Annotated in this window: 24 protein-coding genes; 18 read left to right on the forward strand and 6 right to left on the reverse strand. The window is 74.5% G+C overall.

Going from position 1 to position 23271, the window contains the following annotated elements; all coding sequences use genetic code 11:
• Nucleotides 1-122: 122 nt before the first annotated feature.
• The 4 genes from IU369_RS08120 to gatB are packed head-to-tail and all read left to right on the forward strand — an operon-like array spanning nucleotide 123 to nucleotide 4734.
• Nucleotides 123-1532 carry a copper resistance CopC/CopD family protein gene (locus IU369_RS08120; RefSeq protein WP_217924070.1) on the forward strand — a complete coding sequence of 470 codons (1410 nt, stop codon included), beginning with the start codon at nucleotides 123-125 and terminating at the stop codon, nucleotides 1530-1532.
• A gap of 24 nt (nucleotides 1533-1556) precedes the next feature.
• A complete protein-coding gene (gene gatC, locus IU369_RS08125; protein WP_217924071.1) occupies nucleotides 1557-1841 on the forward strand; it encodes an Asp-tRNA(Asn)/Glu-tRNA(Gln) amidotransferase subunit GatC in 285 nt (94 codons plus the stop codon).
• Nucleotides 1838-3280 carry an Asp-tRNA(Asn)/Glu-tRNA(Gln) amidotransferase subunit GatA gene (gene gatA, locus IU369_RS08130; RefSeq protein WP_217924072.1) on the forward strand — a complete coding sequence of 481 codons (1443 nt, stop codon included), beginning with the start codon at nucleotides 1838-1840 and terminating at the stop codon, nucleotides 3278-3280. Before gatC ends, gatA begins: the two co-directional genes overlap by 4 nt.
• On the forward strand, nucleotides 3277-4734 hold the full coding sequence (gatB, locus tag IU369_RS08135; protein WP_217924073.1) for an Asp-tRNA(Asn)/Glu-tRNA(Gln) amidotransferase subunit GatB: 1458 nt from the start codon (nucleotides 3277-3279) through the stop codon (nucleotides 4732-4734). The genes gatA and gatB overlap by 4 nt, the downstream gene beginning before the upstream one ends.
• A gap of 7 nt (nucleotides 4735-4741) precedes the next feature.
• Here the strand turns inward: gatB and IU369_RS08140 are convergent, their stop codons facing one another.
• The 4 genes from IU369_RS08140 to IU369_RS08155 are packed head-to-tail and all read right to left on the reverse strand — an operon-like array spanning nucleotide 4742 to nucleotide 7575.
• Nucleotides 4742-5026, reverse strand: a complete 285-nt coding sequence (locus IU369_RS08140) for a YciI family protein (RefSeq protein ID WP_217924074.1) — start codon at nucleotides 5024-5026, stop codon at nucleotides 4742-4744.
• A 25-nt stretch (nucleotides 5027-5051) separates the two neighbouring features.
• A complete protein-coding gene (locus tag IU369_RS08145) occupies nucleotides 5052-5522 on the reverse strand; it encodes a DUF3237 family protein (RefSeq protein ID WP_217924075.1) in 471 nt (156 codons plus the stop codon).
• Nucleotides 5519-6883: a HAMP domain-containing sensor histidine kinase gene (locus IU369_RS08150; protein ID WP_217924076.1), complete on the reverse strand. Its 1365-nt coding sequence runs from the start codon at nucleotides 6881-6883 to the stop codon at nucleotides 5519-5521. Before IU369_RS08150 ends, IU369_RS08145 begins: the two co-directional genes overlap by 4 nt.
• A complete protein-coding gene (locus IU369_RS08155; protein WP_217924077.1) occupies nucleotides 6883-7575 on the reverse strand; it encodes a response regulator transcription factor in 693 nt (230 codons plus the stop codon). The genes IU369_RS08150 and IU369_RS08155 overlap by 1 nt, the downstream gene beginning before the upstream one ends.
• 58 nt (nucleotides 7576-7633) lie before the next feature.
• On the opposite strand from IU369_RS08155, the gene ilvN reads away from it, so the two are divergent.
• The 5 genes from ilvN (at nucleotide 7634) to IU369_RS08180 (ending at nucleotide 13090) form a co-directional block, all read left to right on the forward strand.
• Entirely contained in the window at nucleotides 7634-8119 is a 486-nt protein-coding gene (ilvN, locus tag IU369_RS08160; protein ID WP_246551388.1) for an acetolactate synthase small subunit, read from the forward strand.
• 49 nt (nucleotides 8120-8168) lie between these two features.
• Nucleotides 8169-9164: a ketol-acid reductoisomerase gene (gene ilvC / locus IU369_RS08165; protein WP_281426235.1), complete on the forward strand. Its 996-nt coding sequence runs from the start codon at nucleotides 8169-8171 to the stop codon at nucleotides 9162-9164.
• A gap of 68 nt (nucleotides 9165-9232) precedes the next feature.
• Nucleotides 9233-10354, forward strand: coding sequence for a pyridoxal-phosphate-dependent aminotransferase family protein (locus IU369_RS08170; RefSeq protein WP_217924080.1), 1122 nt, complete (start codon nucleotides 9233-9235; stop codon nucleotides 10352-10354).
• A gap of 2 nt (nucleotides 10355-10356) precedes the next feature.
• A complete protein-coding gene (serA, locus tag IU369_RS08175; RefSeq protein WP_217924081.1) occupies nucleotides 10357-11964 on the forward strand; it encodes a phosphoglycerate dehydrogenase in 1608 nt (535 codons plus the stop codon).
• 16 nt (nucleotides 11965-11980) lie between these two features.
• Nucleotides 11981-13090: an aminotransferase class I/II-fold pyridoxal phosphate-dependent enzyme gene (locus IU369_RS08180; protein WP_217924082.1), complete on the forward strand. Its 1110-nt coding sequence runs from the start codon at nucleotides 11981-11983 to the stop codon at nucleotides 13088-13090.
• On the opposite strand, the gene IU369_RS08185 is transcribed toward IU369_RS08180, so the two are convergent.
• Both IU369_RS08185 and IU369_RS08190 read right to left on the reverse strand, forming a co-directional pair.
• The gene (locus IU369_RS08185) at nucleotides 13087-13383 is read right to left on the reverse strand and encodes a SemiSWEET family sugar transporter (protein WP_217924083.1); all 297 of its coding nucleotides are present in this window, start codon (nucleotides 13381-13383) and stop codon (nucleotides 13087-13089) included. The genes IU369_RS08180 and IU369_RS08185 overlap by 4 nt on opposite strands.
• A 183-nt stretch (nucleotides 13384-13566) precedes the next feature.
• The gene (locus IU369_RS08190; RefSeq protein WP_217924084.1) at nucleotides 13567-14355 is read right to left on the reverse strand and encodes a hypothetical protein; all 789 of its coding nucleotides are present in this window, start codon (nucleotides 14353-14355) and stop codon (nucleotides 13567-13569) included.
• 235 nt (nucleotides 14356-14590) lie between these two features.
• Between IU369_RS08190 and IU369_RS08195 the strand changes: the two genes are divergently transcribed.
• From IU369_RS08195 to IU369_RS08235, 9 genes are all read left to right on the forward strand, one after another.
• Nucleotides 14591-16180, forward strand: a complete 1590-nt coding sequence (locus tag IU369_RS08195; protein WP_217924085.1) for a 2-isopropylmalate synthase — start codon at nucleotides 14591-14593, stop codon at nucleotides 16178-16180.
• Nucleotides 16180-17604 (forward strand): 3-isopropylmalate dehydratase large subunit, encoded by a 1425-nt coding sequence (gene leuC, locus IU369_RS08200; protein WP_217924086.1) that lies wholly within the window; start codon nucleotides 16180-16182, stop codon nucleotides 17602-17604. Before IU369_RS08195 ends, leuC begins: the two co-directional genes overlap by 1 nt.
• Nucleotides 17604-18203: a 3-isopropylmalate dehydratase small subunit gene (gene leuD / locus IU369_RS08205; protein ID WP_217924087.1), complete on the forward strand. Its 600-nt coding sequence runs from the start codon at nucleotides 17604-17606 to the stop codon at nucleotides 18201-18203. The genes leuC and leuD overlap by 1 nt, the downstream gene beginning before the upstream one ends.
• 20 nt (nucleotides 18204-18223) lie before the next feature.
• Nucleotides 18224-18622, forward strand: a complete 399-nt coding sequence (locus tag IU369_RS08210) for a cupin domain-containing protein (RefSeq protein WP_217924088.1) — start codon at nucleotides 18224-18226, stop codon at nucleotides 18620-18622.
• 199 nt (nucleotides 18623-18821) lie between these two features.
• Nucleotides 18822-19349 carry a GAF domain-containing protein gene (locus IU369_RS08215; RefSeq protein WP_281426218.1) on the forward strand — a complete coding sequence of 176 codons (528 nt, stop codon included), beginning with the start codon at nucleotides 18822-18824 and terminating at the stop codon, nucleotides 19347-19349.
• Nucleotides 19268-20617: a sensor domain-containing diguanylate cyclase gene (locus tag IU369_RS08220; protein WP_217924090.1), complete on the forward strand. Its 1350-nt coding sequence runs from the start codon at nucleotides 19268-19270 to the stop codon at nucleotides 20615-20617. The genes IU369_RS08215 and IU369_RS08220 overlap by 82 nt, the downstream gene beginning before the upstream one ends.
• An 88-nt stretch (nucleotides 20618-20705) precedes the next feature.
• Entirely contained in the window at nucleotides 20706-21758 is a 1053-nt protein-coding gene (gene leuB / locus IU369_RS08225; protein WP_343233209.1) for a 3-isopropylmalate dehydrogenase, read from the forward strand.
• A gap of 2 nt (nucleotides 21759-21760) precedes the next feature.
• A complete protein-coding gene (locus tag IU369_RS08230; RefSeq protein ID WP_217924092.1) occupies nucleotides 21761-22282 on the forward strand; it encodes a MaoC family dehydratase in 522 nt (173 codons plus the stop codon).
• Between the two features lie 60 nt (nucleotides 22283-22342).
• A complete protein-coding gene (locus IU369_RS08235; RefSeq protein ID WP_217924093.1) occupies nucleotides 22343-23269 on the forward strand; it encodes a branched-chain amino acid transaminase in 927 nt (308 codons plus the stop codon).
• Nucleotides 23270-23271: the final 2 nt, after the last annotated feature.

Below are 23271 nucleotides of genomic sequence, written 5' to 3' on the forward strand. Positions count from 1 at the left end.
CAGTTCCGCCTCGCCGCGAGCAGCTTCGTCCTCACCTCCTTCGCGATCGTGGCGTTGCACGTCCTCCTGAAGTAGGTCCCGGCCCGCGGCCGCGACGGCCGGGTGGTGGTACCGTCGCCGCCGTGCGCGCACCGTCGTGGCTCGTCGGCCTCCTCATCGCGGCCGCCGCCCTCCTGACCCCCACGGCGGCCCTGGCGCACGCCACCGCGCGCGTGTCCGAGCCCCCCGCCGGGGCGACCGTCGCGACCGCGCCGGACGAGGTGCGCCTGGTGCTGTCCGCACCGGTCGAGGACGAGTTCCTGACCCTGCGGGTCACGACCCCGGCGGGGGACGAGGTCTCGGGCGGGTCCCGCCGCGACCCGTTCGACCCCCGGGCGATCCTCGCCCCGGTCGCGGTGCCCGCGGGGACGGACGGCCTGGTCGTGACGTGGCGGGTCCTGTCGCGGGACGGGCACGCCACCGGGGGCGTCTACGGCATCGGCATCGGCGCGCCCGCACCGGACACCGGCGCGGTCGCCTCGCCGGTGCGCTCCGACCTCGTGCCGTTCGGGGTGCTCGCGCGCCTGCTGATGCTCGTCGCGCCCCTCGGGCTCCTCGGGTTGATCGCCCTCGCGGCGGGGGTCGTCGGGCCGGCGGTGGTCGCGGGCGGCATCGGCCCCCCGGGGGAGTCGCCGTCGGTGCGGGCCTCGGTGCGCGCGCGCGCCGCGGAGGCGGTCCTCGGGGCCACGCACGGCTGGTGGCGCGCCTGGTACGCGCTGACCGCGGCGTGGGCCCTCGCGCTGGTGCTCGTGCCGGTCGCCGCCCTCTGGGCCCTGCGGGAGGGGCCGGGCGGCCTCGGCGACCTGCTCGGCGGGACGTCCCTCGGCGACGCGTGGCGCCTGCAGCTCGCGGGGCTCGTCGTCACGGCGGTGGCGGTGCTCGTCGCCCGCCGCGCGACGGGGCCGGGCGGCCTGCCCGACGCGCCGCTCGCGGCCGTCGGCCTGGCGTTCGGGCCGGTCGCCGCGCTGTACGCGATCAGCGCCTCGGGGCACGCCTCCACGGGCGGTGACCGCACCCTCAACATCGGCATCGACCTGCTGCACAACGTCGCGACCGCCGCGTGGATCGGGGGCCTGCTGGGGCTCGCCGTGCTGGTCTCGCCCGCGGTCGCCGCCCTCGGGGCCGACGACCGCACCCGCCTCGCCGCGGCCGTCGTGGTCCGCTTCTCCGCCCTCGCCCTGACCGCCGTCGCGGTGCTGGTGGTGACGGGGGTCTACCGCGCGCTGGCGGAGGTGTCGCCGGACGACCTGCTCGACACGGGCTACGGCCGCGCGCTGCTCGTGAAGCTCGGCCTCTTCGCCGTGCTGCTCGTCGGCGGGGCGTACAACCGGATGGTCGTGCACCCGCGCCTCGAGCGCGCCGCCCTCGGCCTCGACCCGGACGACCGCGGGGGCGCCGCCGCGCTGCGCGTCAGCGTGCGCGCCGAGCTCGTCGCCGCCGGGGTCCTGCTGGTGGCGGTCGCGGTGCTGATCAGCCTCGCCCCACCGGGGTGAGGCTGGGTCGCTAGGGTTGGGACGATGATCGACGACGCCACCGTCCGTCACGTCGCCCGCCTGGCGCGACTGCACCTCGACCCCGACGAGGAGACCCGGATGGGCGTCGAGCTCTCCGGAATCCTCGCGCACGTCGACGCGATCCAGGCGCTCGACCTGGACCACGTGGCGCCGACGACGCACGTGATCTCGCTGGAGAACGTGATGCGCGACGACGTGCCGCGCCCGAGCCTGCCGGTCGAGGAGGCGCTGCGGGAGGCGCCCGAGGTCGTGGAGGACCGCTTCGCGGTCGTGAAGTTCGACTCGTGAGCGCCCCGCACGAGCTGACGGCGCACGAGGCCGTGCGCGCGCTCCACGCGGGCGAGGTCCCCGCCACGGAGATGGTCGAGGCCCACCTCGAGCGGGCGCAGGCCGACCGGTGGGGCAGCTTCCTCGCCGTCGACGCGGAGCGGGCGATGGCCCGGGCGCGGGAGATCGACGCGATGCCGGAGCGCCCGCCGCTCGGCGGCGTCCCCATCGCCGTCAAGGACGCCCTGTCGACGCGCGACCTCACCACCACGGCGGGGTCGCGGATCCTCGAGGGCTTCCGCCCGCTCTACACCGCGACGTGCGTGGACCGCCTGGAGCGGGCCGGCGCGATCGTGATCGGCAAGACCAACATGGATGAGTTCGCCATGGGGTCGAGCACCGAGAACTCGGCGTACCAGCTGACCCGCAACCCGTGGGACGAGGGGCGAGTCCCGGGCGGCTCGAGCGGCGGCTCGGCGGCGTCGGTCGCGGCCTACCAGGCGCCGTGGTCGCTGGGCAGCGACACCGGCGGCTCCATCCGCCAGCCCGCCGCGCTCTGCGGCATCGTCGGCATGAAGCCGACGTACGGCGCGGTGTCGCGTTACGGGCTGATCGCCTTCGCCTCGTCCCTCGACCAGGTCGGGCCGTTCGCCCGCACGGTGTCCGACGCCGCGCTGCTGCTCTCCCACATCGTGGGGCGCGACCCGATGGACTCGACCTCCCTCGACTGGCCCGAGCCGATCGCGGTGCCGACGGCGCGCGACCTCACGGGCGTGCGGTTCGGCGTGGTGGAGGAGCTGATGGGGGAGGGCGTCGAGCCGGGCGTGCGCGCTGCGGTGGACGCCGCGATCGGCCTCGTCACGGACCTCGGCGGCACGGTCGAGCAGGTCAGCCTGCCGACGAGCGAGCACGGGGTCGCCACCTACTACCTGATCGCCCCCGCGGAGTGCTCGGCGAACCTCGCCCGCTTCGACGGCATCCGGTACGGGCCGCGCCTCGACGGCGCGAACGACATCCTCGAGCACTACGAGCAGACCCGTGGGCGGGGCTTCGGCCCCGAGGTGAAGCGGCGCATCATGCTCGGCACGTACGCGCTGGCGTCGGGGTACTACGACGCCTACTACCTGCGGGCGCAGAAGGTGCGCACCCTGATCCGCGACGACTTCCAGAAGGCGTTCTCGCGCGTGGACTTCCTGATCTCCCCGACGTCGCCGTCGGTGGCGTTCCCGATCGGCGAGCGCGTCTCCGACCCGCTGGCGATGTACCTCTCCGACGTCTGCACGATCCCGGTGAGCCTGGCGGGCATCCCGGCGATCTCGATCCCGTGCGGCCTCGCCGACGGCCTGCCGGTCGGCCTGCAGATCGCGGGCCCGGCGTTCAGCGAGAACGCCCTGTTCGACGCGGCCCACGCCTTGGAGGGCGCGATCGGCTTCGACCCGTCCCCGCCGGGGGTCCGGTGAGCACGCCCACCGGCTGGGAGCCGGTGATCGGCATCGAGATCCACGTCCAGCTCGCGACGCGGACGAAGATGTTCTGCGGGTGCGCCCTCAGCTTCGGCGACCGCCCGAACACCCACACCTGCCCGGTCTGCCTCGCCCACCCGGGGGCCCTGCCGGTGCTGAACCGGGAGGCCGTCCGCCTCGCGATCATCACGGGCCTCGCGCTCGGGTGCGACATCGCCCCGCGGTCCGAGTTCCACCGCAAGAACTACTTCTATCCGGACCTCTCGAAGGCGTACCAGATCTCCCAGTACGACGAGCCGATCTGCATCGGCGGGAGGGTGGAGGTGCTGACGCCGGACGGGGGCTTCCCCGTCGGGATCACCCGCGCCCACCTGGAGGAGGACGCCGCGAAGCTGGTGCACGCCGGCGCCGACGGCCGCCGCGCCGGGGCGCAGGGGTCGAGCGTCGACTTCAACCGCGGCGGGACCCCGCTCCTCGAGATCGTGACGGAGCCGGACCTGCGCACCGCGGCCCAGGCGGGCGCCTTCCTGCGCCAGCTGCGGGCGACGCTCCGGGCGCTCGGGGTGAGCGACTGCAACATGGAGGAGGGCTCGATGCGGGCCGACGCGAACGTCAGCGTGCGGCGCGCCGGGACCACGGGCCTCGGGACGAAGACCGAGCTGAAGAACATGAACAGCTTCCGCTTCCTGGAGCGCGGCATCGACGCCGAGATCGCGCGGCAGGTGGCGATCCTCGAGGACGGCGGGGAGATCGAGCAGGAGACCCTGCACTTCGATCCCGAGTCGGGCGACATCCACTCCCTCCGCAGCAAGGAGGAGGCCCACGACTACCGGTACTTCCCGGAGCCGGACCTCGTGGACGTCGTGCCGGACCGCGCCTGGGTCGAGGAGCTCCGCGCCGGGCTCCCGGAGGTGCCCGTCGACCGCCGGCGCCGGTGGATGGACGAGCTCGGCCTGAGCTACGACGACGCGGAGGTGCTCTCCGAGCCGGCGGAGCTGGCGGCCTACTTCGAGGAGGTCGCGGCGGCGGCGGACCCGCAGTCGGCGGCGAACTGGGTGCGCGGCGAGCTGCGGGCGCAGCTGCGCGAGCGCGGCCAGGAGCCGTGGGAGAGCGCCGTCACCCCGGCGCACCTCGCGGAGCTGATCTCCCTCATCGGCGACCGGACGCTGTCGGTGCCGCTCGCGAAGGAGGTCCTCGCCGAGGTGGCCGCCACCGGGTCCGCCCCGCGCGCGGTCGTGGAGGAGAAGGGCCTCGGTCAGATCTCCGACGAGGGCGAGCTGGTCGCCCTCGTGGAGAGGCTGATCGCCGACAACCCGGCCCAGGCGCAGCAGCTGCGCGAGGGCAAGGACAAGCTCGTCGGGTTCTTCGTCGGCCAGGCCATGAAGGCCACCGGCGGCCGCGCCGACCCCGCCCGGGTCGGCGAGCTCGTGCGGGAGCGGACGGGCAGCTGACCCCGGGTCAGGTGCCGAGCAGCCCCTCGACGCCCTCCGCCGCCCGCACCGGGTTGTACTCGCGGATCTCGTACTCGGAGTAGCCGGCCACGTGGAAGGGGTCCTGGCGGACCATCTCCCACATCGCGTCGATGCTCTCCCCCCGGGCGAGGATGAGCCCGCCGATGAGCGGCTCCTCCCGCGCGGTCAGCAGGATCCGGTCCTTGTTCGCGCCGATCCAGGCCTTGTGCTCCTCGAGGAGCGTGTCGACCTGCTCGGCGGGGACGGTGTAGCGGGCCATCAGGACGAACACGTGGGCCTCCCGGCCTCGGGGACGGTCAGGGGATCGGCTCCCAGACGAGCTCGGCGACGTCGATGACGAAGTCGACGGCGGCGCCGACGACCTTCCGGGCCTCGACCGGCCCGCCCGCGCGGGGACGGAACTCGCCGGTGCCGACGCAGACGACGTCGTTGAGCCAGGAGTACCGCTCGTCGCCGGTGACGTGGGTGATCGCGACGACGATCTGGCGGTTCTCCGGCGGGTACGGCCGGGCGAAGCCGCGGACGTCGAAGACGATCACGGCCCCGTCGTCGGTCTCGATGGCGCCCTGGATGTCGGGCAGCGCCGTCTTGTCGACCCGGGAGCGCGGGTGGTTCGCACCGGTCAGGCGGCCGGTCACCCGGCCCTCCACGGTGCCGTCGGCGACGAAGAAGTAGTGCCCCTCGCTGCCGGCCTCGCCCTCGAGCAGGGTGCCCCTGCCGCCGTCGGGATAGTGGAACACGGTGCGGTACAGCGGTTCGAGTCTCATGCGGGCCTCCTCGTCGCCGGCGATCGTACCGGCGCGGGCGGCCCCGGGGCGGGCGCGCCGGTCGCCCCGGCCAGGGGGAGGCGCACCTCGAACCGTGCGCCCCCCTCCCCGGGCAGCAGCCGCACCGTCCCGCCCCAGCGCTCGGCCGTCGCGCGGGCGATGGGCAGGCCGAGGCCCGCGCCCGGGGTCCCGCGCCGGCCGGGGGCGCGGTAGAAGCGGTCGAACACGCGGTCGCGGTCGTCGTCCGCGACGCCGGGGCCGTCGTCGTCGACGTGGACGACGGCCTCGGAGCCCTCGACGCCGAGCCGGACGGTCACGGCGCCCCCGTGCCGGCGCCCGTTGTCGATGAGGTTGACGAGCATCCCGCGGAGGGCGGCGCGGTCGCCGACGACCTCGGCGGGGTCGAGGCGGCCGCACTCGCCGGCGGTGGCGATCTCCCCGATCATCTCGGCGAGGTCGACGCGCTCCGGCTGGGCGTCGCCGCCGTCGACGCGCGCCAGGCCGAGCAGCCCCGCGACCAGCCGGTCCATCCGGTCCACCGACCGGGCCATGTCCTCCAGGGCCGCGGCCCTCCCCGCGGGGTCCGGGTCGTGGGCCTGCATCGTCTCGATCTCCCCGCGCAGGGCGGTGAGCGGCGTCCGCATCTCGTGGGACGCGTCGGCGGCGAACCGGCGCTGCTCCGACAGCGTCGCCCGCAGCCGCCCCTGCGCGTCCTCGAGCCGGCCGAGCATCCGGTTCATCGCGCGGGCCAGTCCGCCGACCTCGTCGGCGCGGCCCTCCGGCACCCGCAGCGACGGGTCCTGGCTGTCGGCCACCGTCTCCGCGGCCCGGCGCGCCGCGATGAGGGGGCGCAGGGCGCCCCGCGCGATCAGCAGGGTGAGCCCCGTCGCCAGGAGCGCGGCGAGGGCCGCGGCGACCGCGAGGCCGACGGCGACCTCGTCGAGCGTCTCCTCCACGTCGGTCAGCGGCCGCGCGACCGCCACGGTCCGCGCCGCCCCGTCCCCCGTGTCGGGGAGGGCGCGCACGAGGAGCCGGTAGGGGTCGCCGTCGAGGGTCACGGTCCGCGGGCCCCCCGGTGTCGCGCCCCCGGCGGGGTCGACCTCGATGCGGGTGCCGTCGTCCTCCGGCCCGGCGGTGGGCTCGGCCGGCGCCCCCGGCGTCGGCGGGGCGGTGAAGTCGCGGTCGCCGAGGTCGGGCAGCGTGATCTCCGCGGCGACGCGGTCGGCGGTCTCCTCCAGCGACCCGTCCAGCCGGTCGTACGCCCGCTCCGAGATCAGCTGGTAGGCGCCGACGGAGAAGAGCGCGATCGCCGCGAGCACCGCCGCGCCCGCCGCCAACGCGATGCGCGTCTGGAGGCGCATCAGGCCTCCGGCGCCCGCCGCAGCACGAAGCCGACGCCGCGCACCGTGTGGATCAGGCGCGACTCGCCGTCCTCCTCCAGCTTGCGGCGCAGGTACCCCACGTAGACGTCGAGGGAGTTCGTCTCGACCGCGGAGGTGTAGCCCCACGCCTCCGTCAGCAGGCGCTCGCGGGGCATGACCGTCTCGGGGTTGTCGAGCAGCAGGGCCAGCAGGTCGAACTCGCGGCGGGTCAGCTCCACGTGCCGGTGGCCGCGGCGGACCTCGTGGGTCGACGCGTCGAGGTGCAGGTCGGCGTAGGCGCGGGCCTGGCGGGGGCCGTCGACCGTGCGGGCACGGCGCAGCAGCGCCCGCACCCGCGCCACCAGCTCGGCGGTCGAGAACGGCTTGACCAGGTAGTCGTCGGCCCCCGACTCGAGGCCCTCCACCCGGTCCGACACCGTGTCGCGGGCGGTGACCATCAGGATCGGCAGGCGCGCCCCGCTCGCACGGAGCCGGCGGCACACCTCGACGCCGTCGTCGTCGGGCAGGAGCAAATCGAGGAGGATCAGGTCGGGCGGCGCCGCGCGGATCGCGGCCATCGCCGACCCGGCGTCGCCGGCGGCGTCGACCTCGAACCCCTCGTAGGCGAGGGCGCGGGTCAGCATCGCCCGCACCTGGGGGTCGTCCTCCACCACCAGGAGCCGTCCGTCCATGCCCGCAAGGGTAGACGCACCCGGGCCGGGCCGGGCGCGTCGGGTATGCTGCCCGGCCGTGAAGCACACCCTCTCGGTCCTGGTGGAGAACAAGCCAGGAGTCCTGTCCCGCGTCGCCGGTCTCTTCACCCGTCGCGGCTACAACATCGACTCCCTGGCCGTCAGTCCCACCGAGGAACCACACACGTCCCGCATGACCATCACGGTCGATGCCAGCCGCTTCCCCGTGGAGCAGATCACGAAGCAGCTCGACAAGCTGGTGAACGTGATCAAGATCCGCGACATGGACCCGGAGAACATGGTCTCCCGGGAACTGGCGCTGATGAAGGTCGCGGCCGACGCGCGGACCCGCAGCGAGGTGATCCAGCTCGTCGAGATCTTCGAGGCGCGGATCATCGACGTGACCCCCGAGTCGCTCACCATCCAGGTGACGGGGGAGTCCGACGAGCTCGTGAACTTCGAGCAGCTCCTGCGCCCGTTCGGCCTGATCGAGCTCGTGAAGACCGGCGTCGTCGCCCTCGGGCGCGGCGCGTCGGCCACCTAGCCCTCACCGGGCCCCCTTCCACCACCGCACCCGGAGCCCCACCGTGCCGATGTTCTACGACGACGACGCCGACCTCGACCTGCTGGCCGGCAAGACCGTGGCCGTCATCGGCTACGGCAGCCAGGGCCACGCCCACGCGCTGAACCTCCGCGACTCGGGCGTCTCCGTCGTGGTGGGCCTGCGGTCGTCGTCCTCGTCGGTGGCGTCCGCGCAGGAGGAGGGCCTCGAGGTGCTGTCGCCCGCCGAGGCCGCGGCGAAGGGCGACCTCGTCATGATCCTCGCGCCCGACGAGTTCCAGGCGCAGATCTACCGCGACGAGATCGCCCCCGGCCTCGTGGACGGCAACGCCCTCCTCTTCGCCCACGGCTTCTCCGTCCACTTCGGCCAGGTGCCGCTCACGCCGGGCATCGACGTGATCATGTGCGCCCCGAAGGGCCCCGGCCACCTCGTGCGCCGCACCTACGCGGAGGGCGCCGGCACGCCGGGCCTGATCGCGGTCGCCCAGGATGCGAGCGGGCAGGCGATGGCCGTCGCCCTCGCCTACGCCAAGGGCATCGGCTGCACCCGCGCGGGCGTCATCGAGACGACGTTCGCGGAGGAGACCGAGACGGACCTGTTCGGCGAGCAGGTCGTCCTGTGCGGCGGCCTCAGCGAGCTCGTCCGCGCCGGCTTCGACACGCTGGTCGAGGCGGGCTACAACCCCGACCTCGCCTACTTCGAGTGCCTCCACGAGCTCAAGCTGATCGTGGACCTCATGTACGAGAAGGGCATCTCGGGCATGCGGTACTCGATCTCCAACACCGCCGAGTACGGCGACCTGACGCGCGGGCGGCGCATCATCACGGACGACACCCGCGCCGAGATGCGGAAGATCCTCGGGGAGATCCAGAGCGGGCAGTTCGCGAAGGAGTTCCTCACCGAGAACCTGGTGGGCCGCCCCACGTTCAACGCCCTCGAGCGGCGCGACGCCGAGCACCAGGTCGAGGAGGTCGGCAAGCGCCTGCGGGGGATGATGAGCTGGATCGACACGGAGTTCTCGAACTGACGACCTCGCCGACATCCACGCCCACGGCCGCCCCGGCGACCGTCGGGGCGCTGAAGACGACCCTGATGGTGCCCGGCCCGACGGCGCTGCCCCCCGAGGTGGTCGCCGCCGGCGCACGTCCGATCCTCTACTCCCGCTCGGCGGACTTCGTCGCGATCTGGGAGGACGTGGTGACCCGCCTGAAGGGCGTGTTCCAGACCGAGGGCGAGGTGCTGATCTTCGGCTCCTCCGGCACGGGCGCGATGTCGTCCGCCGTCGCCAACCTCGCGGCCCCCGGCGAGCGCGTCCTGATCGCCTCCTGCGGCAACTTCGGCGAGCGGTGGGCGAAGATCTGCGCCGACGAGGGCGTCGACGTCCTCCACGTCGCGGGGGAGTGGGGGCAGCCGATCGACCCGGCGGCCGTCGCCGCCGCCCTCGAGGCCGAGCCCGGCATCGAGGTCGTCTTCGTCACCCAGAGCGAGACCTCCACCGGCGTCGTCTCCGACCTGCCCGCCCTGCGCGCCGCCGCGGGTGACCGGATCCTCGTCGCGGACGCCGTCTCCGGCCTCGGGGTCGCCGACCTGCCGATGGACCGCTGGGGCATCGACGTCGTCGTCTCCGGCTCCCAGAAGGGGCTCATGACCCCGCCGGGCCTCGCCTTCGTCGCGGCCAACGCCCGCGCGATCGAGCGCTCCGCCGGCCTCGGCCCGGGCGGCTTCTACCTCGACTGGGAGCGCACCCGCACAGGCGGCTCGCGCAGCCCGTTCACCCCGCCCGTCACGGTCGTGGCGCAGCTGCAGGCCGCCCTCGAGCTGATCGACGCCGAGGGCCTCGAGAACGTCTTCGCGCGCCACCGCGTGCTCGGCCGCATGTGCCGCGCCGGCGTGAAGGCCCTCGGCCTGGAGCTCCTCGGCCCGGAGAACCCCGAGGCGAACGTCGTCACCGCGTTCCGGGTCCCCGAGGGCGTCCCCGGCAAGGCGATCCCGAAGGCGATGCGCGAGCGCTTCGGCATCACCATCGCCGGCGGCCAGGGGCGGCTGGCGGAGAAGATCTGCCGGATCGGTCACTGCGGCTACTACGACTACCGCGACATCGTGACCACGGTCGGCGCGCTCGAGATCGTCCTCGACGGGCTCGGGCACCCGCTGGAGCTCGGCGCCGGCGTGACCGCCGTGCAGCGGACCCTGGCCGCCGCCGGTCTCCCGGGCTGAGCGTGGGCACCACCGACACCCTCGCCCGCGCCGACCTGCGCGTCCTCGTCTGCGAGAAGATCGCCGACGCCGGCGTCGCGCACCTGTCGGGGCTGTTCAGCGTCGACCTCGGCCTGGACTGGTCGAAGGAGGAGCTCGCCGACCGGATCGCCGACTACGACGCGATCGTCGTCCGCAGCGCCACGAAGGTCACCGCGGACCTCATCGCCCGCGCCGACCGGCTGAAGGTCGTGGGCCGCGCCGGCACCGGCGTCGACAACGTCGACGTCCCCGCGGCCACCCGCCGCGGCATCGTCGTCTGCAACGCCGCGGGCTCGAACGCCCTGTCGGCGGCGGAGCACGCCATCGCGCTGATGCTCTCCCAGGCGCGCAACATCCCGCAGGCCCACTCGAGCCTGGTGCAGGGCCGTTGGGAGCGCTCGAAGTTCGGCGGCATCGAGGTCACCGGCAAGACGCTCGGCGTCGTCGGGTTCGGCCGCATCGGCCAGATGGTCGCCGAGCGCGCCAAGGGCCTCGGCATGAACGTCATCGCCTACGACCCCCTCGTCGCCGAGGGCCGGTACCGCGAGCTCGGCGTCGACAAGGCCGAGACGCCCGCCGACCTCTACGCGGTGAGCGACTTCATCACGCTCCACCTGGCGTCGACGCCGGAGACGCGGAACTTCGTCAGCACCGAGGCGTTCGCGGCGATGAAGAAGGGCGCCCGGCTGATCAACGCGGCCCGCGGCGACGTGGTCGACACCGACGCGCTCGTCGCGGCCCTCGAGTCGGGTCACCTCGGCGGCGCCGGCATCGACGTCTTCCCGACGGAGCCGACCACGGAGAGCCCCCTGTTCGGGCTGCCGGGCGTGGTCGTCACCCCGCACCTCGGGGCGTCGACGGAGGAGGCCCAGGACCGCGCCGGCGTGGTCGTGGCCGAGCAGGTCGCCGCCGCCCTCACCGGCGGCGTCGTGACGTCGGCCGTCAACATCCCCGCCCTCGGCCCCGAGGCCCTCGCGGTGCTCGGCCCGTTCCTGCCGCTCGCCCGCCAGCTCGGCCAGCTCGTCACGGTGCTCGCCGGCGGCGTGGCGCCACTCGAGATCTCGTACGAGGGCGACCTCGCGACCCTCGACACGCGCATCCTCACCTCGGCCGTCCTGGCCGGCGTGCTGCACGGGCGCATCGACGAGGCCGTCAACGTCGTGAACGCCGCCTCGCTCGCCGCGGAGCGCGGCATCGAGTGGTCCGAGATCACGATCCCCCGGGCCCGCGACTACACGAACCGCCTGTCGTTGCGCGCCGGCGACGTCAGCCTGAGCGGCACGACGGTGGGCACCACGTCGCGTCCCCGTCTCGTCTCGGCCTTCGGCCAGGACATCGACATCGAGCTGGCCCCCCACATCGGCCTGTTCCGCTACCTCGACATCCCCGGCCAGATCGGCCGCGTCGGCACGATCCTCGGCCTGGCGAACGTCAACATCGCCTCGATGGCGGTGTCGCGCTCGCGCGCCGAGGGCGGCGCCGTGATGGCCGTGACCGTGGACTCCCCGGTCCCCGAGGAGACGGTGCGCGAGATCGCGAACGTGGACGGCTTCGCCCAGGTCTGGTTCGCCGCGCTCGACGTCGAGTAGGGGAGGGGGCGGCCGGGTGGACGTCCTCCCGGAGTTCGCCCTGGAGCGGTGGTTCGCACGGTGGGAGTTCACGGCCCGCTGGAACCTGAGCGCCTCCGACGTCGAGGGGATGCGCCTCGACGAGCTGCTGGCGCTGACCGACCCCGACACCCGCGAGCTCTGGGACGACCTGGCGCTCGGGTACACCGAGTCGGCCGGGCACCCGCTGCTGCGCGCCGAGATCGCCGAGCTCCACACGACGATCGGGCCCGACGACGTGCTCGTCTGCGCGGGGGCGGAGGAGGCGATCCTGCTGCTGGCGACCGCGCTCGCCGGGCCCGGCGACGCCGCGGCCTGCGTCGTCCCGGCGTACCAGTCCCTGCACGAGGTCGCGCGCGGCGCGGGGGCGGAGGTCCGCACCGTCGCCCTCGACCCGTCCCGCGGGTGGGCGCTCGACCCGGGGGAGTGGGCCGCCGCCGCCGACGGCGCGCGGATGGCCGTCGTGAACTTCCCCCACAACCCGACCGGGGCCCTGCCGGGCGCGGAGGAGTTCCGCCGCATCGTCGCGGCCGGGGTCGCGGGCGGCGGGCACCTCGTCTCGGACGAGGTCTACCGCCTGCTGGAGCACGACCCGGACGACCGCCTGCCGGCCGCCGCCGACCTCCACGAGCGGGCCGTCAGCGTCGGCGTGATGTCGAAGGCCTTCGGGCTGGCGGGGCTGCGCATCGGCTGGATCGCGACCCGCGACCGCGACCTGCTCGCCCGCGTCGCCCGGCTGAAGGACTACACGACGATCTGCGCGTCGGCGCCGTCGGAGGTGCTCGCGATCTGCGCCCTGCGGGCCCGGGAGCGGGTGCTGGAGCGCGCCCGGGGGATCGTGCTCGCCAACCTCGGGGCGGTGGCGGCGTTCGCCGCGGCGCACGCCGACCGGATCACCTGGGAGCCGCCGCGCGCCGGCACCGTCGGGTTCCCGCGCGTCGCCGTCGACGGCCCCGTCGAGGAGTGGGCCGGGGCGCTCGCGCGCGACCACGGCGTCCTGCTCCTGCCGGGGGCGGTCTTCGGCGACCACCCCGACCGGGTGCGGATCGGCCTCGGCCGGCGCGACCTGCCCGCGGGGCTGGACGCGCTCGGCCGGGCCCTCGGCTAGGCGCCCGCGCCCACCACGGCGAGGCGCGCCTGCTCGGCCCGCCGCACCCGCACCGCGAACCCGATCATCACGCCGGTCACCAGCACGTTGACCATGTTCGCCAGGATCAGGGGCGTGTCACCCTCGGCCAGCCCGTAGGCGAGCCAGATGCAGAACCCGATCCAGAGCACCACGGCGTAGCCGATCGACACCCCGCGGGCGGATCGCTCCTGCCGCATCCGGCGCACCTGCAGCCCCGGGGCCAGCGCCATGATCACCCCGTACACGCTCACCGTCGCCGCCAACGCGTTCATCCCGTACCTCCTCGTCCGACCTCGTCACGTCCGTGGGCGGGCCGCCCCGGGGGGGGGCGGTCAGGCCGGATGCGGGACGTCGCCGCGCTCGCGGTCCATGCCGTAGAGGAACGGCGTGAGGCCGGGGTCGCGGGGGATGGAGCGGAGGGGCGGCACGGGACCGAGGCTAACAGCGCCCGGCCGTCACGGCCTCAGGATCACCGGCGTCTGGACGAGGCACTCGAGGGAACCGTCCTTCGCCGACGTCGACCAGGCCTCCAGCATCGCGCGCAGGCCCGGCGGGGTCCCCCCGGGGCTCCCGAGCGTCACGCGGAGGCGCCCGCTCCAGCGCCCCGGCGTCGCGTAGCCGGAGAAGTCGGGCAGGAACGTCCCCTCCGTCGCGGTCAGCGGCCGTTCGGCGACCGTCGCCCCGCCCGCGCCCTCGGTGCGGAGGGAGAGGACGAGGGCGTGCTCGAACAGCGGCCGCAGCTCCCGTCCCTCGGCCCGCGCGCCGCCGTGACCGCTCCACGACGTGAGGCGCAGGCACCCGTCGTCGAGGATCCGCGCCCCCGGCGCGACCGTCGCCCGCCAGAGGCGGATGACGAGGCGCGTCCGCGACCCGTCCACCGCGTACGACACGAACTTGAAGCGGCTCATGGGGGTGTCGAGCACCACCAGGATCGACCCGGTGCGCCGCACCAGCCGGGCGGTGACGCCGGCGCGCGACCGCGTGACAGGCCGCGCCGTGATGCCGCGGCCGTTGACCCGGACGACCGCGCGGCCGTCCGCGACGGCGGGGTCGACGGCGTCCGTCTGGCGCTCCAGGCCGGTCAGGCTCCCGCCCGCGAAGGGCACGACGACCTGCTCGTACGCGGGGCGCCCGGCCAGCGAGACCCCCGTCGCGGTGAGGGCCGCCGACGCCGCCGAGGGCGCCGCGGCCACGAGCGCACCGGCGGCGACCGCCAGGGCGATGGCGCGGGAGGTCCGGCTCACGTCGCCAGGATCCGGCACGCGTGGGTCGGGTGTCAATCGCCGGTCGTTTGCCCGGCCCCGTCCGCGCCGGTATCCTGGCCGCATGCTCATGGACGCCGCGCACACCCTGCTGCCGTCGCGCGACCTCCTGGGGCTTCGTGGGCTCCTCCCCCGGTAGGGGGAGCTTGCCGACACCCACGCCCGGATGCGCCGGGCACGCAACGCCTCGAAGCCCATTCGTGAGGAGGATCCTCCCGTGACCGCGCACGACGAGCAGCACGCAGCGCCCCCGGACCCCGACAAGCGGGTCCTGATCTTCGACACCACCCTCCGGGACGGTGAGCAGGCCCCCGGCATCACCCTCAACACCCGCGAGAAGGTGGAGATCGGCCAGCAGCTCGCCCGCCTCGGCGTGGACGTGATCGAGGCCGGCTTCCCGATCGCGTCGCCCGGTGACTTCGAGGGCGTCCGCGCCGTCGCGCAGGAGGTCCCCGACGTCATCGTCGCCGGCCTGGCCCGCGCGAACGAGCGCGACGTCACGACCGCGGGCGAGGCCGTCCGCGACGCCGCCCGGCCGCGCATCCACACCTTCATCGCGACGAGCGACATCCACCTGACGTACAAGCTCAAGATGACGCGGCCCCAGGTGCTCGAGGCCGCGACGCAGGCCGTCCGGCTGGCCCGCACGATGGTGGACGACGTCGAGTTCTCCTGCGAGGACGCCACCCGCTCCGACGTCGCGTTCGTCGCCGAGGTCGTCGGCGCCGCGATCGCCGAGGGCGCCACGACGATCAACATCCCGGACACGGTCGGCTACACGATGCCCACCGAGTTCCAGCGGTTCCTGCTCGACCTCTACGAGCGGTGCCCGGCGCTCCGCGACGTGGTGCTGTCGGTCCACTGCCACGACGACCTCGGCCTCGCCGTCGCGAACTCCCTCTCGGGGGTCCAGGTCGGCGCCCGCCAGGTGGAGGGCTGCGTCAACGGCATCGGCGAGCGCGCCGGCAACGCCAGCATCGAGGAGCTGGCGATGATCCTGCGCACCCGCGCGGACGCCCTCGGCGGCCTGTGGTGCGGCATGAACACCACCGAGATCACGCGGACCAGCAAGATGGTCAGCCGCATGACCGGCTACGTCGTGCAGCCGAACAAGGCGATCGTGGGCCGCAACGCCTTCGCGCACGAGGCGGGCATCCACCAGCACGGCGTGCTGAGCAACCCGCTGACCTACGAGATCATGGACTTCACCTCGGTGGGCCTCGCCCAGAGCGAGATCGTCCTCGGCAAGCACTCGGGCCGCCACGCCCTGCGCAACGCCCTGGTCGAGATGGGCTACGAGCTCGACAAGGACGAGCTCGACCAGGCCTTCGCGCGGTTCAAGACGCTCGCGGACCGCAAGGGCCGCATCTCGGCGGCCGACCTCGAGGCGATCGTCGGCGACGAGATGAGCGTCGAGAGCTCCGACGCGGGCTTCCACCTGGAGGAGCTCCACTTCGCCGGCGCGACGGGGGAGACCCCCCACGCCCGCGTGGTGGTCACCGACGCCGAGGGCGCGCGCCGCGAGGCCGAGGCCGACGGCGACGGCCCCGTGGACGCGCTGATGAAGGCGATCGACGCGGCCGCCGGGACCTCCGGCGTGCTGCTGGAGTACAACGTGTCGGCGGTGACGAGCGGCAGGGACGCGCTGGGCGAGGCGCGTGTGGTGTGCGAGATCGGCGGGCGCAGGTTCGCCGGCCAGTCGGTCTCGACCGATGTCCTGGAGGCGAGCGCCATCGCCTACGTACGTGCGGTCAACGCGAGCCGGCACGCCGAGCACGGCGAGCGCGTCGCCGCGGGAGGAGTCTGATGGCGGGTAGGACGCTGTTCCAGAAGGTGTGGGACGACCACGTCGTGAGGGCCGCCGACGCGTCGGGCCCCGCGATCCTGTTCGTCGACCTCCACCTCGTGCACGAGGTCACCTCGCCCCAGGCGTTCGACGGGCTCCGCCTCGCCGGGCGCCGGGTGCGCCGTCCCGACCGGACCCTGGCGACGGTCGACCACAACGTCCCGACCATCGGGCGCGAGGCCGGCATCGCCGACCCGCTCTCGAAGGCGCAGATCGAGGCGCTGGAGCGCAACGCCGCCGAGTTCGGCATCCCGCTCTTCTCCCTCCGCAGCTCGCGGCAGGGCATCGTCCACATCATCGGCCCGGAGCTCGGGGTCACCCAGCCCGGCATGACGATCGTGTGCGGCGACAGCCACACCTCGACGCACGGCGCATTCGGGGCGCTGGCGTTCGGCATCGGCACCAGCGAGGTCGAGCACGTCCTCGCCACGCAGACCCTGACCCAGGGCCCGCCGCGGACGATGCGCATCAACATCGACGGCGACGTCGGGCTCGGCGTCGGCGCGAAGGACCTGATCCTCGGCACGATCGGCCAGATCGGCGTCGCGGGCGCGCAGGGCCACGTCATCGAGTACGCCGGGTCGGCGATCCGCGCGCTCTCGATGGAGGGGCGCATGACCGTCTGCAACATGTCCATCGAGGGCGGCGGCCGCGCCGGCATGATCGCCCCCGACGAGACCACGTTCGCGTGGCTCGAGGGCCGCCCCGGCGCCCCCCGCGACTACGCCGCCGCCGTCGAGCGCTGGCGGGAGCTGCCGACCGACTGGGACGCCCGCTTCGACACCGAGATCCACGTCGACGCCGCGGCCCTGGCGCCGCAGGTCACGTGGGGCACCACCCCGGGGATGGTCGCGCCGGTCACCGGCCGCGTCCCGGTCCCCGAGGACTACGAGGACGCCTCCGACCGCGACGGCGTCCGCCGCGCGCTCGAGTACATGGGCCTGCAGGGCGGCGAGGCGATCGAGGACATCGCGGTCGACACCGTCTTCATCGGCTCGTGCACCAACGGCCGCCTCCCCGACCTGCGCGCCGCCGCCGAGGTGGTCCGCGGCCGGAGGGTCGCGGACAGCGTCCGCGCCATGGTCGTCCCCGGCTCGATGCAGGTGAAGGCCGAGGCCGAGGCGGAGGGGCTCGACGAGGTGTTCCGCGCCGCGGGCTTCGAGTGGCGCGACGCGGGCTGCTCGATGTGCCTCGCCATGAACGACGACGTCCTGCAGCCGGGCGAGCGGTGCGCCTCGACGAGCAACCGCAACTTCGAGGGGCGCCAGGGCAAGGGTGGCCGCACGCACCTCGTCAGCCCCCCGATGGCGGCCGCCGCGGCGATCGCCGGGCACCTGGTGGACGTCCGCGCATTCGACCCCGACGCGGTGGAGGCGGTGGCCTGATGGACGCGTTCACGAAGGTGGAGGGCGTCGTCTGCCCGCTGGACCGGGCGGACGTCGACACCGACCAGATCATCCCGAAGCAGTTCCTGAAGCGCATCGAGCGCACCGGCTTCGGCGAGTTCCTCTTCTGGGACTGGCGGGGCGAGGAGGGCTTCCCGCTCGAGCAGCCCGCCTACGCGGGCGCGCCGATCCTCGTCGCCGGTCGCAACTTCGGCTGCGGGTCGTCCCGCGAGCACGCGCCGTGGGCCCTCGAGGACCACGGGTTCCGCGCCGTCATCGCGCCGAGCTTCGCGGACATCTTCCGCACCAACTGCACGAAGATCGGGCTCCTGCCCGTGCAGCTCACGGAGGAGCAGGTGCACGCCCTCATCGCGCAGGCGCAAGGGGAGCCGGGCGCCCGCGCCACGGTCGACCTGGAGCGCCAGGTCGTCACGGCGCCCGACGGCAGCGAGTTCCCGTTCGAGATCGACCCGGTCACCCGCGAGCGCCTGCTCAACGGGTGGGACGACATCGCCATCACGCTGACCCACGCCGACGAGATCACGGCGTACGAGTCGGAGCGTGAGCGGGAGGGGCCGGTCACCACCCCCTTCGCCTGACGGACCCGGAGGCGCCCCCCATGGCCGACTTCACCCACCTGAACCTGCGCGGCGACGTCCGGGACATGGCGGCGGAGTCCGGCATGGAGGGCGTCGAGGGCCGCTTCGCGACCGGGGCCCTCGGCCTGCGGGACTCGGCCGTGAGCTACCAGCGGATGCAGCCCGGCGTGCGCCAGCCCTTCGGCCACCGCCACACCTCCCAGGAGGAGGTGTACGTGGTGGTCGAGGGTGGCGGCCGCGCGAAGCTCGGCGACGAGGTCGTCGAGCTGCGCACGTGGGACGCCCTGCGGGTGCCGGGCCCGACGTGGCGGTGCTTCGAGGCCGGCCCCGACGGCCTCGCCTACATCGCCGTCGGCGCCCCCCCGATGGACGACCCCCACGCGGGGTCGGAGATGCAGATCGGATGGTGGGGCGACTGACCCCCGCCCGCGAACCTGACCGATTCATGAACGTCTCCCCCGGTGCCGGGCGGTCGTCCTGGCCCCATCCCATCCGCGCGGGTAGCGTGCCCGGCTGGCCGGCACCCTCCAGGACGGTCCACCACTGACCCACATCCACGCGGCCGGGCTCCCGGACGCCGAGACGGCCGTCACCCGCCCCGGATCGCTCGACGCGCTCGTGCGCCTCGCCATGCGCACCCTCGGGTGCCCCTCCGCCCGCGTGGACCTGGTCGGCGGGCCGCACGTGGTGGTCCCCCCGGCGGGTGCGCCCCCCGACGACGGGATCGCTCCCGCGCTCTGCCACCGGGTCGTCGAGACGCGGACGCCGGTCCTCGTCACGGACGTCCGGGAGGATCCGCCGGCGGTGCCGGACGCCGGTGCGGCGGGGTCGGGGCTCGTCGCGTTCGCGGGCGTCCCCCTGTTCGCCGGGGGCGGGTGCGCCGGGTCCCTCTGCGTCGCCGACACGACGCCGCGGGACTGGGGCCCGGACGACCTGTCCGTCCTCGAGGACCTCGCGGCCGCCGCGACGGCCGAGCTCGACCGCCGGGCGCTCGCGGCGGAGCGGGACGATGCGGCGGGGGCGCCCGCCGGTCGGAGGAGCGGCTCCGCGCCCTCGTGGAGGGCATGGCCGAGGGGGTCGTCCTGCACGCCGCCGACGGCGCGATCGTCGCCTGCAACCCCGCCGCCGAGCGGATCCTCGGGCTGACGGCCGGCCAGATGATGGGACGGACCCCGCGCGATCCCCGGTGGAGGGCCGTGCGCGAGGACGGCACACCCTTCCCCGCAGAGGAGCACCCGGCGGCCCGCACCCTCCGGAGCGGCCGCCCCCTCCGCGACGTGATCATGGGGGTCCACCGCGCCGACGGACGTCTGCGCTGGATCTCGGTCGGCACCGACACGCTCCCCGGGGGCGACGAGGGCGGCCGGATGGTCCTGAGCACGTTCATGGACGTCACGGAGCGGCGGACGGCGGAGCAGGCCCTGCGCGCCGACGCCGCCCAGCACGCCGCCCTCACGCGCGTCGCGACCCTCGTGGCCTCGGGCGCGGCTCCGGGGGCCGTCTTCGCGACCGTCGCGCGGGAGGCGGCCCGGGTGCTCGACGCCGAGGCGGCCGGGGTGGTCCGCTGCGACCCCGAGGGGACCGTCCGGGTTGTCGGGACGTGGTCGTTCGCCGACCTGCTCCGGCCGCCGCTCGGCAGCCTCGTGCCGCTGGACGCGCCCACCGCGGTCGCCCGGGCGCTGCGGGAGCGGCGTCCCGCCCGCGTCACCGGGTACGAGGGGCTGGACGGCGGGGACGACGTCCCCTACCGCTGCGGCGCCGCGTGCCCCGTGCAGGTGGAGGGGCGGCTCTGGGGGGCGGTGACGGTCGCCGCCGCGGGCAGGGACGGGTTCGACGACGCCGCGACGACGCGGCTGGAGCGCTTCGCCGACCTCGTGGCGCTCGCCGTCAGCGGGGCCGAGGCGCGCGAGCGGCTGGTCGGGCTCGCGACGACGGACGACCTGACCGGTCTCGCCAACCTGCGCGCCTTCCGCGAGCGCCTCGACCAGGAGGTCGGCCGCGCCGTCCGCCACGGCCGGCCCCTCAGCCTCGTGGCGATCGACATCGACCACTTCAAGGCCGTCAACGACGCGCACGGACATCCCGCCGGCGACCGTGTCCTCGCGGCGGTCGCCCGCCGCCTCCGCGACCTCGCGCGCGGGGAGGACCTCCTCGCCCGCGTGGGCGGCGAGGAGTTCGCCTGGATCATCCCCGAGACCGGCGCCGCCGAGGCCGGGGCCGCGGCGGAGCGCGCCGTCCACGCCGTCCGCCGCGAGGGGTTCCCCGGCGTCGGCCGCGTCACCATCTCGGCCGGCGTCGGCGAGCTCCGGGCGGGATCGTCACCGGCCGACCTGGTCGGCAGCGCCGACCTCGCCCTCTACGCGGCGAAGGCGGGCCGCGACCGGGTCGCGCAGGCCGACGGCGGGGCCGCCTGAGGACGTCGTCCGGCGCGGGTGGCCACGGGCGCCGGACGGCGCGTTACTCTCCCTCGCCGTCCGGGTCTCCGCCGAGAGGGGTCGTTTCGTGCCAGAGGTGTCCGTAGCGCTGTTGCCGGGTGACGGGATCGGCCCGGAGGTCATCGGGGAGGCCCGCCGGATCGTGGACGCGGTCGCCCCCCAGCACGGGCTGACCATCGACTGGCACGAGCACCTCGTCGGCGGGGTGTCGATCGACGCCCACGGCACGGCGCTCACCGACGACGTCCTCGAGGCCTGCTCCGGCTCCACCGCCGTCATGCTCGGCGCGGTCGGCGGCCCGAAGTGGGACACCACGGACCCCGACAAGCCCCGCCCCGAGCAGGGGCTGCTCGGCCTGCGGTCCGGCCTCGGCCTCTACGCGAACCTGCGGCCCGTGCGGCCGTGGCCGGCGCTCTACGAGGCGAGCCCGCTGCGCCGCGAGCGCATCGAGGGCACCGACCTGCTCGTCGTGCGCGAGCTGACCGGCGGCCTCTACTTCGGCGAGCGCGGCCGCGAGCCGGAGCGCGCCTTCGACACGTGCGTCTACACCACCGAGGAGGTGTCGCGGCTCGCCGAGTGGGGCTTCCGCGCCGCCGCCGGGCGCCGCGGCAAGGTGACCTCGGTCGACAAGGCCAACGTCCTCGAGACGTCGCGCCTGTGGCGGGAGGTCGTGATCGGCGTCGCCGCCGGCCACCCCGACATCGAGCTGGAGCACATGCTCGTCGACAACGCGGCGATGCAGCTCGTCAGCCGCCCCGCCGACTTCGACGTGATCGTCACCGAGAACCTGTTCGGCGACATCCTCTCCGACGAGGCCGCCATGATCACCGGCTCCATCGGGATGCTCCCGTCGGCGAGCCTCGGCCCCGGCACCCTCGGGATGTACGAGCCGGTCCACGGCTCCGCGCCGGACATCGCGGGGAGGGGCGTCGCCAACCCGATCGCCACGGTGCTCTCCGCGGCGATGATGCTGCGCTACTCCCTCGGCGCGCCCGAGGCCGCGGACCGCCTCGACGCGGCCGTGGACGCGGTGCTCGCCGCCGGCCACCGCCCGCCCGACCTCGGCGGCGCGCTCGGCACGCGGGAGATCGGCGACCTGATCCTCGCCGCGCTCGCCTAGCCGTGGCCGAGGTGCCGGGGTGGGAGGGGCGGTTCTTCGAGGACTTCTCCGTCGGTGACGTCTACGTCCACCGCCTCGGCCGCACCGTCCTGCCGGTCGACAACTCCTGGTTCACGCTGCTGACCCAGAACACCGCGCCGATCCACTTCGACGCGCACTACGCGGCGGGCACGGAGTTCGGCCGGCCGCTGGTCGACTCGACGTTCACGCTCGCCCTGGTGACGGGGCAGAGCGTGTCCGACGTCTCCCAGAACGTCCTCGCCAACCTCGGCTGGGACGAGGTGCGCCTGCCCGCCCCCGTCTTCGAGGGCGACACGATCTACTCCGAGAGCGAGGTCACCGCCGTCCGCGCGTCCCGCTCGCGTCCCGGCGTCGGCATCGTCACGGTCCGCACCACGGGCTCCAACCAGGACGGCGTCGTGGTGATCACGTTCTCGCGCACGATCATGGTCTACCGCCGCGGCCACGGGCCGGCGGGGAACCGGCCCCGCCCGGTGGCTCCGCCCCCTGGACCCGCCCGGTAACCTCTACCGATCGGCCGGTTCCCACGGGGGGATCCGCGCCGCCGTCGCAAAGGACCGGGGATGCAGGAAGCCGAGAAGATCTGGATGAACGGCGAGCTGGTCGACTGGCCGGACGCGCGCGTCCACGTGCTGTCGCACGGCCTGCACTACGGGACCACCGTGTTCGAGGGCATCCGGTCGTACGACGCCGACGAGGGCACCGCCGTCTTCCGCCTCGACGACCACCTGGCCCGGCTCGAGCGCTCCGCGGCGATGTACCACATGCCGATGCCGTACACGCGCGACGAGATGCGCACCGCCGTGCACCAGGTCATCTCCTCGAACAACCTCGGCGGCTGCTACATCCGGCCGATCGTCCTCCGGGGGTACGGCACGATGGGGCTGTTCCCGCTGGAGGCCCCCGTCGACGTGGCCGTCGCCGCGTGGCCGTGGGGCGCGTACCTCGGCGAGGACGGCCTCCGCGACGGCATCCGCGCGAAGATCTCGAGCTGGCGGCGCATCGGGTCGACCACGATCCCGGCGACGGCGAAGGCCGGCGGCCAGTACCTCAACTCGATCCTCGCGAAGATCGAGACGCACAAGGCCGGCTACCAGGAGGCGATCCTCCTGAACGAGGCCGGCTACGTCGCCGACGGGTCCGGCGAGAACCTGTTCCTCGTCCGCGACGGCGTCCTGATCACGCCCCCCGTCCAGGCGTCGATCCTCGAGGGGATCACCCGCGCCAGCATCATCTCGCTCGCCGGGGACGAGGGCATCCCGGTCCTGGAGCGCGAGGTCGCGCGCGCCGAGCTCTACACCGCCGACGAGGTGTTCATCACGGGCACCGCCGCCGAGGTCTGCCCGGTGAACGAGGTCGACGACCACCCGCTCGGCGTCGGCCCGATCACCCAGCGCCTGCAGGCGCGGTTCTTCGCGGCCACCGAGGGGCGCGACCCGCGCTCCGCCGGCTGGCTCGACTACGTCGGCACCCCGGCGCGGACCGCCTGACC

The organism is Miltoncostaea oceani (assembly GCF_018141545.1).
Taxonomy (GTDB): domain Bacteria; phylum Actinomycetota; class Thermoleophilia; order Miltoncostaeales; family Miltoncostaeaceae; genus Miltoncostaea; species Miltoncostaea oceani.

Excerpts from the sequence above, each read along its gene's own strand:
- gatC (WP_217924071.1), top strand. The coding sequence starts at position 1,557 with ATGATCGACGACGCCACCGTCCGTCACGTCGCCCGCCTGGCGCGACTG.
- ilvC (WP_281426235.1), top strand. The coding sequence starts at position 8,169 with ATGTTCTACGACGACGACGCCGACCTCGACCTGCTGGCCGGCAAGACC.
- leuC (WP_217924086.1), top strand. The coding sequence starts at position 16,180 with ATGGCGGGTAGGACGCTGTTCCAGAAGGTGTGGGACGACCACGTCGTG.
- IU369_RS08210 (WP_217924088.1), top strand. The coding sequence starts at position 18,224 with ATGGCCGACTTCACCCACCTGAACCTGCGCGGCGACGTCCGGGACATG.
- IU369_RS08235 (WP_217924093.1), top strand. The coding sequence starts at position 22,343 with ATGCAGGAAGCCGAGAAGATCTGGATGAACGGCGAGCTGGTCGACTGG.
- IU369_RS08155 (WP_217924077.1), bottom strand. The coding sequence starts at position 7,575 with ATGGACGGACGGCTCCTGGTGGTGGAGGACGACCCCCAGGTGCGGGCG.
- IU369_RS08145 (WP_217924075.1), bottom strand. The coding sequence starts at position 5,522 with ATGAGACTCGAACCGCTGTACCGCACCGTGTTCCACTATCCCGACGGC.
- leuD (WP_217924087.1), top strand. The coding sequence starts at position 17,604 with ATGGACGCGTTCACGAAGGTGGAGGGCGTCGTCTGCCCGCTGGACCGG.
- IU369_RS08185 (WP_217924083.1), bottom strand. The coding sequence starts at position 13,383 with ATGAACGCGTTGGCGGCGACGGTGAGCGTGTACGGGGTGATCATGGCG.
- IU369_RS08220 (WP_217924090.1), top strand. The coding sequence starts at position 19,268 with ATGGCCGAGGGGGTCGTCCTGCACGCCGCCGACGGCGCGATCGTCGCC.
- IU369_RS08150 (WP_217924076.1), bottom strand. The coding sequence starts at position 6,883 with ATGCGCCTCCAGACGCGCATCGCGTTGGCGGCGGGCGCGGCGGTGCTC.